Source organism: Pseudomonas oplopanacis (genome assembly GCF_057128725.1).
This window is the reverse complement of the sequence record NZ_JBSKHV010000029.1, coordinates 21,158-27,870: the sequence shown is the minus strand read 5'-3', so window position 1 is coordinate 27,870 and position 6,713 is coordinate 21,158. Positions and strand designations below refer to the sequence as shown.

Here is a 6,713-nt window from a genome sequence, read left to right as displayed (position 1 = left end):
GCGTTTGAAAAAAAAGTGAGTCGCCGTAAGGGCGAAACCCTAAGTGGCCGTAACCGCAGGAATGGATATGTACACCACACCGAGAAAGAGAATGGTCGGCTGTCAGGCCGCCAAGGCAGAAAACCCAGCTCCCACAGGGCCCGAATGAACCCTGAGGGAGAAAACCCAGACTCAGGCCAGGCTCTTGCTCACAACTTCAAACACATCGCTGGACAACTGCCCCGAAGCACGAATCCGCTCCAGCTCGCCCTTCATCAACGCCTGACGCGCATCGTCATACTTGCGCCAGCGAGTCAGCGGTGCCAACTGACGGGAAGCGATCTGCGGGTTAAACCCGTTCAACTCGATCACCAGATCCGCCAGAAAGCGATACCCGGAACCATCCGCCGCATGGAAGTTGATCAGGTTCTGCCCGGCAAACGCCCCCACCAGCGCCCGTACCTTGTTCGGATTCTTCATGTTGAACGCCGGATGCTGCATCAACTGACGCACACGCCCCAGACCACCCGGCAATGCACTGCCCGCCTGAACACTGAACCACTGATCCATGACCAGCGGATTGTCCTTGAAGTGCTCGGCAAAACTCGCCAGCGCCTTGGCTTTATCTTCTTCAAACGACGAATTGACCAACACCGCCAACGCCGTCAGGCGCTCGGTCATGTTGTCGCTCGCCTCGAACTGCTCAAGCGTCGCCGCCAACACTTCCGGCTTGCCGCTCAACATCAGGTACGACAGCGCAATGTTCTGCAACGCACGACGAGCAAAGTGCTCGGCCTCGGCCACATAAGGGGTCTTCTTCGACAGATCACGATTGGCCTGATAACGCAGCCACAACGCCTCGAACAACCCGTCAGCCAATTGCTTGCGCGCAAACTCACGGGCAATGTGAATTGCATCGACGTCAGCCACTTCGCTGATTTCCGTCAGGTACGCCTCACCCGGCAACGAAAGCATTTCCGCGACCATCGCCTGATCCAGCTTCTCGTCCGACAACACGGTGCGCAGGGCAGAAATCAGGCGCTGATCCAGCACCAGCGTTTCACCCGCCTGATGCTGGGCAATCAGCTCTTGCAGCACTTGCACCGACAGCTGCTGACCGGCATCCCAGCGATTGAAACCATCGCTGTCATGCTGCATCAGGAACATCAGTTGATCGCGGTTGTACGGGAAGCTCAATTTGACCGGCGCCGAGAAACCACGCAGCAACGAAGGCAACGGCTGTTCAGCGATGTCGACGAAGGTAAACGTCTGCTCGGCTTCGGTCACCGAAATCACCCGCGACGTACCCTGAGCGCTGGCTTCGCCGGACAGGCGCAAGGCAATCGCCGCGCCTTTGGCGTCCAGCAGGCCCAACTCCACGGGAATCACGAACGGCAGTTTTTCAACCTTGTCCGGGGTCGCCGGGCAGCTTTGGCGGAAGGTCAGGCTGTAGGTTTTCGCCGCCGCGTCGTAGGACTCGCTCACCGCCAAGCGCGGAGTACCGGCCTGGCTGTACCAGCGCTTGAACTGGGTCAGGTCGACACCGTTGGCGTCTTCCATCGCCTTGATGAAGTCGTCGCAGGTCACGGCCTGGCCGTCGTGGCGGTCGAAATACAGGTCACTGCCTTTGCGGAAGCCGTCGGCCCCAAGCAAGGTGTGAATCATGCCGACCACTTCCGAACCCTTTTCGTACACGGTCAGGGTGTAGAAGTTGGAAATCTCGATGAAGCTGTCCGGGCGCACGGCGTGGGCCATGGGGCCGGCGTCTTCGGCGAACTGGTGCGTGCGCAGGTAAGCCACGTCCTGGATGCGTTTGACCGTGGCCGAGTTCATGTCCGAAGAGAACCCGGCATCGCGGAACACGGTGAAGCCTTCCTTCAGCGACAGCTGGAACCAGTCGCGGCAGGTCACGCGGTTGCCCGACCAGTTGTGGAAGTACTCGTGGGCAACGATGGCTTCGACGCGCTGGTGCGCGGCATCCGTGGCGGTTTCGGCACGGGCCAGCACGGCGCTGGAGTTGAAGATGTTGAGGCCCTTGTTCTCCATGGCGCCCATGTTGAAGTCGTTGACCGCAACGATCATGAAGATGTCCAGGTCGTACTCGCGACCGTACACTTCTTCATCCCAGCGCATCGACTTCTTCAGGCTGTTCATGGCGTGCTGGCACTTGTCGATGTTTTCCGGCTCGACGTAGATGCGCAATGCCACGGAACGCTCGGTCATGGTGGTGAAGGTGTCTTCGACACACCACAAGTCACCGGCCACCAGCGCGAACAGGTACGCCGGCTTCATGAACGGGTCTTCCCAGGTCGCCCAGTGCCGGCCGTCTTCGCCGGGACCGCTGGCAATCGGGTTGCCGTTGGACAGCAGCACCGGATAGCTGTGCTGCTCGGCGACGACCGTGGTGGTGAACTTGCTCATCACGTCCGGGCGGTCGAGGTAATAGGTGATCTTGCGGAAGCCTTCGGCCTCGCACTGGGTGCAGAACATGCCGCTGGATTTGTACAAGCCTTCCAGCGCGGTGTTGGTTTCCGGGTGAATCTTGACGCTGGTATCGACCGTGAAGGTGGTGCTGGTCGGGTGCAGGGTCAGGTGATTCTCGGTTAGTTGATAGTCGCTTTCGCTCAGCTCGCGATCCGCCAGGGTGACCGACAAAAGCTCAAGCTGCTGACCATCCAGCACCAGCGGCGGCAGGCCCGGGCCGCGCTCGGGATTGCGGCGCATCACCAGTTGCGCATGGACCAGGCTGTGGTCCTCGAACAACTCGAAGGTCAGGTGCGTCTCGTCGATCAGGTACTCGGGCGCCTGATAGTCTTTCAGGTAAATCATCTTCGGTTGTTCGGTGCGCATGCTGGAGTCCTTACTGATGCACGGCGAGCTGATAAGCCGTGTATTTACGAATATTGATCACGCCGGTGTCGAAGATCAGGTATTGACCCTTGACCCCCAACAGCGTGCCTTCGGCAATCGGATTCTTGTCCAGGTTGAAGCTGACGATCTTGGCCGGGTATTGCTCGACCGGATAGCGGATTTCGAGGGTATCTACGTCGGCAATGGTCTGAATTGCTTGTAGGCCAAATCGTTCCTGCAAGGTTTGCAGGCCCTCGGCGCAGCTGTCGAACAGCTGATCGCGTACTTCGGCCAGGTCCACCGACACCGCTTCGCCCTTGAGCAAGGCACGCCAGTTGGTCTTGTCCGCCACCTGGCTGCGGAACAGGTCTTCGACGAAGCCCGACTGCTGACGGGTCGACACGCGCATGATCGGCAACGCCTGGCGGGCGCCTTGATCGATCCAGCGGGTCGGCAGTTGGGTGGCACGGGTAATCCCGACTTTCACCCCCGACGAGTTGGACAGGTACACGATGTGGTCGGTCATGCAGAACTTCTCGCCCCACTCCGGCTCACGGCAAGTGCCAGCGTCGTAGTGGCAACGCTCCGGGCTCATGATGCAGAGGTCGCACTGCGCCAGTTTGGTCATGCACGGGTAGCAATAGCCCTGGCTGAAACTGGTTTTGGTCTTGCGCCCGCAATGGGAGCAAAAGATCGCCCCCAGGTATTCCAGGCGTACGGTGGTCCCGATCATCGGATTGACCGGCACCTCGACATCGCCCAGACGAAACGCGTACTGCACGTCAGACCCGTCAAGACGCGCCGACATTTTACTGATTGCACCGCGGCCAATCTCGATCAATGGATGGCTTCCGACTTGAACAGAATGTTCGGTACGCTGATCGACTTCGAACTGCATTCCTGCGGGCCCATGTAACCGGTGCGCTGGTCTTCGGGCAGGTTCTGGATTTCCCAGGCGATCATCGCTTGCAGCGACAGCTCGCGTTGTTCGGCGGTGAGTTTGCCACCGTCGGACCATTTGCCGATTTCCACTGCCAGTTTCAGGCTCTGGTAGATATCGGGGGTGATGTTTTGGATCATTTCGTTAAAAGAGGACATCAAGGTCTCCGCGCTCTTTAATACATAAACTGTTTTAGGCGGCCAGTTTACGGCGGTTGTACAAACCACCCAACAAACCGGTCAGGCATCCGACGAGCAACCCGCCGACGTGCGCCGCATTGGCAATTTCACCGAAGCCGATCATCGAGACCAGCCCGGACAGGCACAGCACCAGCCACACCAGCATCATCACCAGCACGCCGCGCGGCAGGCGATAAGCCGGGTTCGGCGACAACAGCTGGAAGATCCAGCAATGCCCGAGCAGGCCGTACAGCACGCCGGACAAGCCACCGAACAAGGTCGGGCCGCTGAAATAATATTGCGCATAGTTGGAGACGAGGCTGAACAGCAACGTCAGGCCGATCAGGTTGATGCTGCCCTGGCGCGACTCGATGCGCCGGCCCAATTCCCAGTACCACATGCCGTTCATGGCCAGGTGCAGGATGCCGAAGTGGATCAGCATCGGCGTGATCAACCGCCACCACTGCCCCGCCGCCAGGCTGTCGGCCAACGGTACGAAATGGATGTACTCGCCGACGACGCGAAAATCGAGGAAAGTCAGCCAGCGCATCGTGTCGAGGTTTTCACCCAGCAGCGTCACCGCACCGACAAGGATGCTCAGCAGCAAAATCGCCGCGGTCGCCCTGGCGTAACGCAGTTGCTCGACAAAACCGGGGCGTCTCGTGGTTTGCGCAGCCGGGATGTCGAGCTGCTGATCGGGATCACCGGCCGGAAAACGTTCGTACAACGAACGCACGTCTTCGCTGATGTTAGACGGCACCCAAAGCACCTGCTCGCCCGACTCCTCGCTGACGCGGTGCGGCACCTGCATGCGCTGCAGCAGTTTGACGAACCCGCTCAAATCCACCGCCAGCGGCAGACGTAATACGGCAACCACACTCATCGCAGCACCTCCGGCCGTTCGACATCGACCCAGACAAATTTATGTGGATCGAGCCGGGTTTCCTGATCCAGCCGATAGGCGACCAGTTTGCCGTAGAGCACGGCGCTGTAATCCAGACAGGCCAGGTTCGGGCGGATCGGTGCCGGTTTGCCGCTGCGCCAGTAGTGGCCGACGAACAACAGCGGCTCATCGACGCCATAGCGCAGCAAGGTATTTTTTTCCGTGGACGACAGTGGCGTCCTGGCCACCGGCTCGGGCAAGGCGTCGGGCTGGAACACAATGTCTCCGTAGGTTTGCGGGTCGTCTTCCCAGAATTTGGTCCGGAAGAACGAACGCACCAGGCCGTCGCCGCTGGTCATGGTCAAGCCATCGGGCAGGCGCATGTCGGTGCCGCGCAGCAACCGGTCGAACACGGTGCAGGCGAAGCTGCCCGGCACGGCCGACGCCTGGAGGAAATGCTCATCGACGCAACCGTTGGGGAATAATCCGCGCAACGGCTCGATCAGGCCCGAATCCCAGCAGGCATGCACCACCCGGAAGCGCCCGGCATCGACGAACAACGGCATCTCGTAGAACCATTGCAGGAAGTCATGCCAGTCACCGGGATGGTCTTCGAACTGGGTCAGGGTTTCACCCAGCAACCGGGCATGGCGCGGCGTGTGTTCACGGACGAACTGCTTGCCGCTGCCCGGTGGCGCCGGCGTGCTCCAGCCCAGCGCGTTGAATTCATGATTGCCCATGATGCACAACGCCTGGCCGGCCTCGACCATGTCATGGACGATGTGCAATGCCTCGCGAATCCGCGGGCCGCGATCAATGATGTCGCCCACAAACACGGCCATGCGCGACGGATGCCGCCAGACGCCACCTTGTTTGTGGTAACCGAGCCGGTCGAGCAAGTGCTCAAGGGTCAGAGCGCAACCGTGCACGTCACCGATCAGGTCGTAGCTACGCGCGGGATCGAGCATCAGTCGCCTCCACCACCCAATCGACTGCCCCAACCGAGCTTGGTCCGACAGACTTCATAGTAGTTGTGGTCAAGCGGATGGATCAGCCGCAGCTTCTGCGCTTTTTTGCTGATGGTGATGGTGTCACCCGGCGCGCAGGTGAAGTGGTTCTGCCCGTCACAGGAGACTTGCGGGTAGATCTGCATATCTTTGGACACGACGATTTTCAGCTCACTGTTGCCATCGACCACAATCGGCCTGCCCGACAAGGTATGGGGGTACATCGGCACAATCACAATAGCGTCAAGCTTGGGATGCATGATCGGTCCGCCCGCCGACAGCGCGTAGGCGGTCGAACCGGTGGGCGTCGCGACGATCAGGCCGTCGGCCTTCTGGCTGCAGACGAACTGGCCGTCGATGTACAGTTCGAACTCGATCATCCGCGTTGATTTGCCGGGGTGCAGCACCACATCATTGAGAGCATCGCCCTGACCAATGGCTTCGGCGTGACGGCGGACTTCGGCTTGCAGCAGGAAGCGGTTTTCCACCAGGTAGTGGCCGTCGAGCACTTCGGCGACTTTGACTTCCAGCTCGTCGGGGCGAATATCGGTGAGGAAACCGAGGCTGCCACGGTTGATGCCGAGTACCGGAATATTGTGTTTGGCCAGCGCGCGGGCGGCGCCCAGCAGGCTGCCGTCACCGCCGACCACTATCACCATGTCACACACTTCGCCGAGCATCTTGCGGGACGAGGTTTGCAGGCCATGACCGGGAAGGACTTCGGCGATGGTGTCTTCGAGGATCACGTGCAAGTGACGATCGAGCAGAAACCGTTTCAGTCGGCGGACGGTATCCAGCACCTGGGAACTGCCCAGGCGACCGATGATGCCGATATTACGAAATTGCTCCATGGGGTTCCTGCAAGGACGGCGAAA

The 6,713-nt window shown here is 60.0% G+C and carries 6 protein-coding genes; all 6 read right to left on the bottom strand.

Annotated features, from left to right (window positions below; genetic code table 11):
• Positions 1-171 precede the first annotated feature (171 nt).
• The 6 genes from pepN to ACWKV5_RS29245 are packed head-to-tail and all read right to left on the bottom strand — an operon-like array spanning position 172 to position 6,689.
• Positions 172-2,829: an aminopeptidase N gene (gene pepN, locus ACWKV5_RS29270; protein WP_483844097.1), complete on the bottom strand. Its 2,658-nt coding sequence runs from the start codon at positions 2,827-2,829 to the stop codon at positions 172-174.
• Between the two features lie 10 nt (positions 2,830-2,839).
• Positions 2,840-3,670 (bottom strand): DUF2797 domain-containing protein, encoded by an 831-nt coding sequence (locus ACWKV5_RS29265; protein WP_483844096.1) that lies wholly within the window; start codon positions 3,668-3,670, stop codon positions 2,840-2,842.
• Positions 3,667-3,927 (bottom strand): YeaC family protein, encoded by a 261-nt coding sequence (locus ACWKV5_RS29260; protein ID WP_483844095.1) that lies wholly within the window; start codon positions 3,925-3,927, stop codon positions 3,667-3,669. Before ACWKV5_RS29260 ends, ACWKV5_RS29265 begins: the two co-directional genes overlap by 4 nt.
• Positions 3,928-3,961: 34 nt before the next feature.
• Positions 3,962-4,831, bottom strand: coding sequence for a rhomboid family intramembrane serine protease (locus ACWKV5_RS29255; protein WP_483844094.1), 870 nt, complete (start codon positions 4,829-4,831; stop codon positions 3,962-3,964).
• A complete protein-coding gene (locus ACWKV5_RS29250; protein WP_483844099.1) occupies positions 4,828-5,802 on the bottom strand; it encodes a metallophosphoesterase in 975 nt (324 codons plus the stop codon). Before ACWKV5_RS29250 ends, ACWKV5_RS29255 begins: the two co-directional genes overlap by 4 nt.
• Positions 5,799-6,689 carry an NAD(+) kinase gene (locus ACWKV5_RS29245; protein WP_027923400.1) on the bottom strand — a complete coding sequence of 297 codons (891 nt, stop codon included), beginning with the start codon at positions 6,687-6,689 and terminating at the stop codon, positions 5,799-5,801. Before ACWKV5_RS29245 ends, ACWKV5_RS29250 begins: the two co-directional genes overlap by 4 nt.
• Positions 6,690-6,713 lie beyond the last annotated feature (24 nt).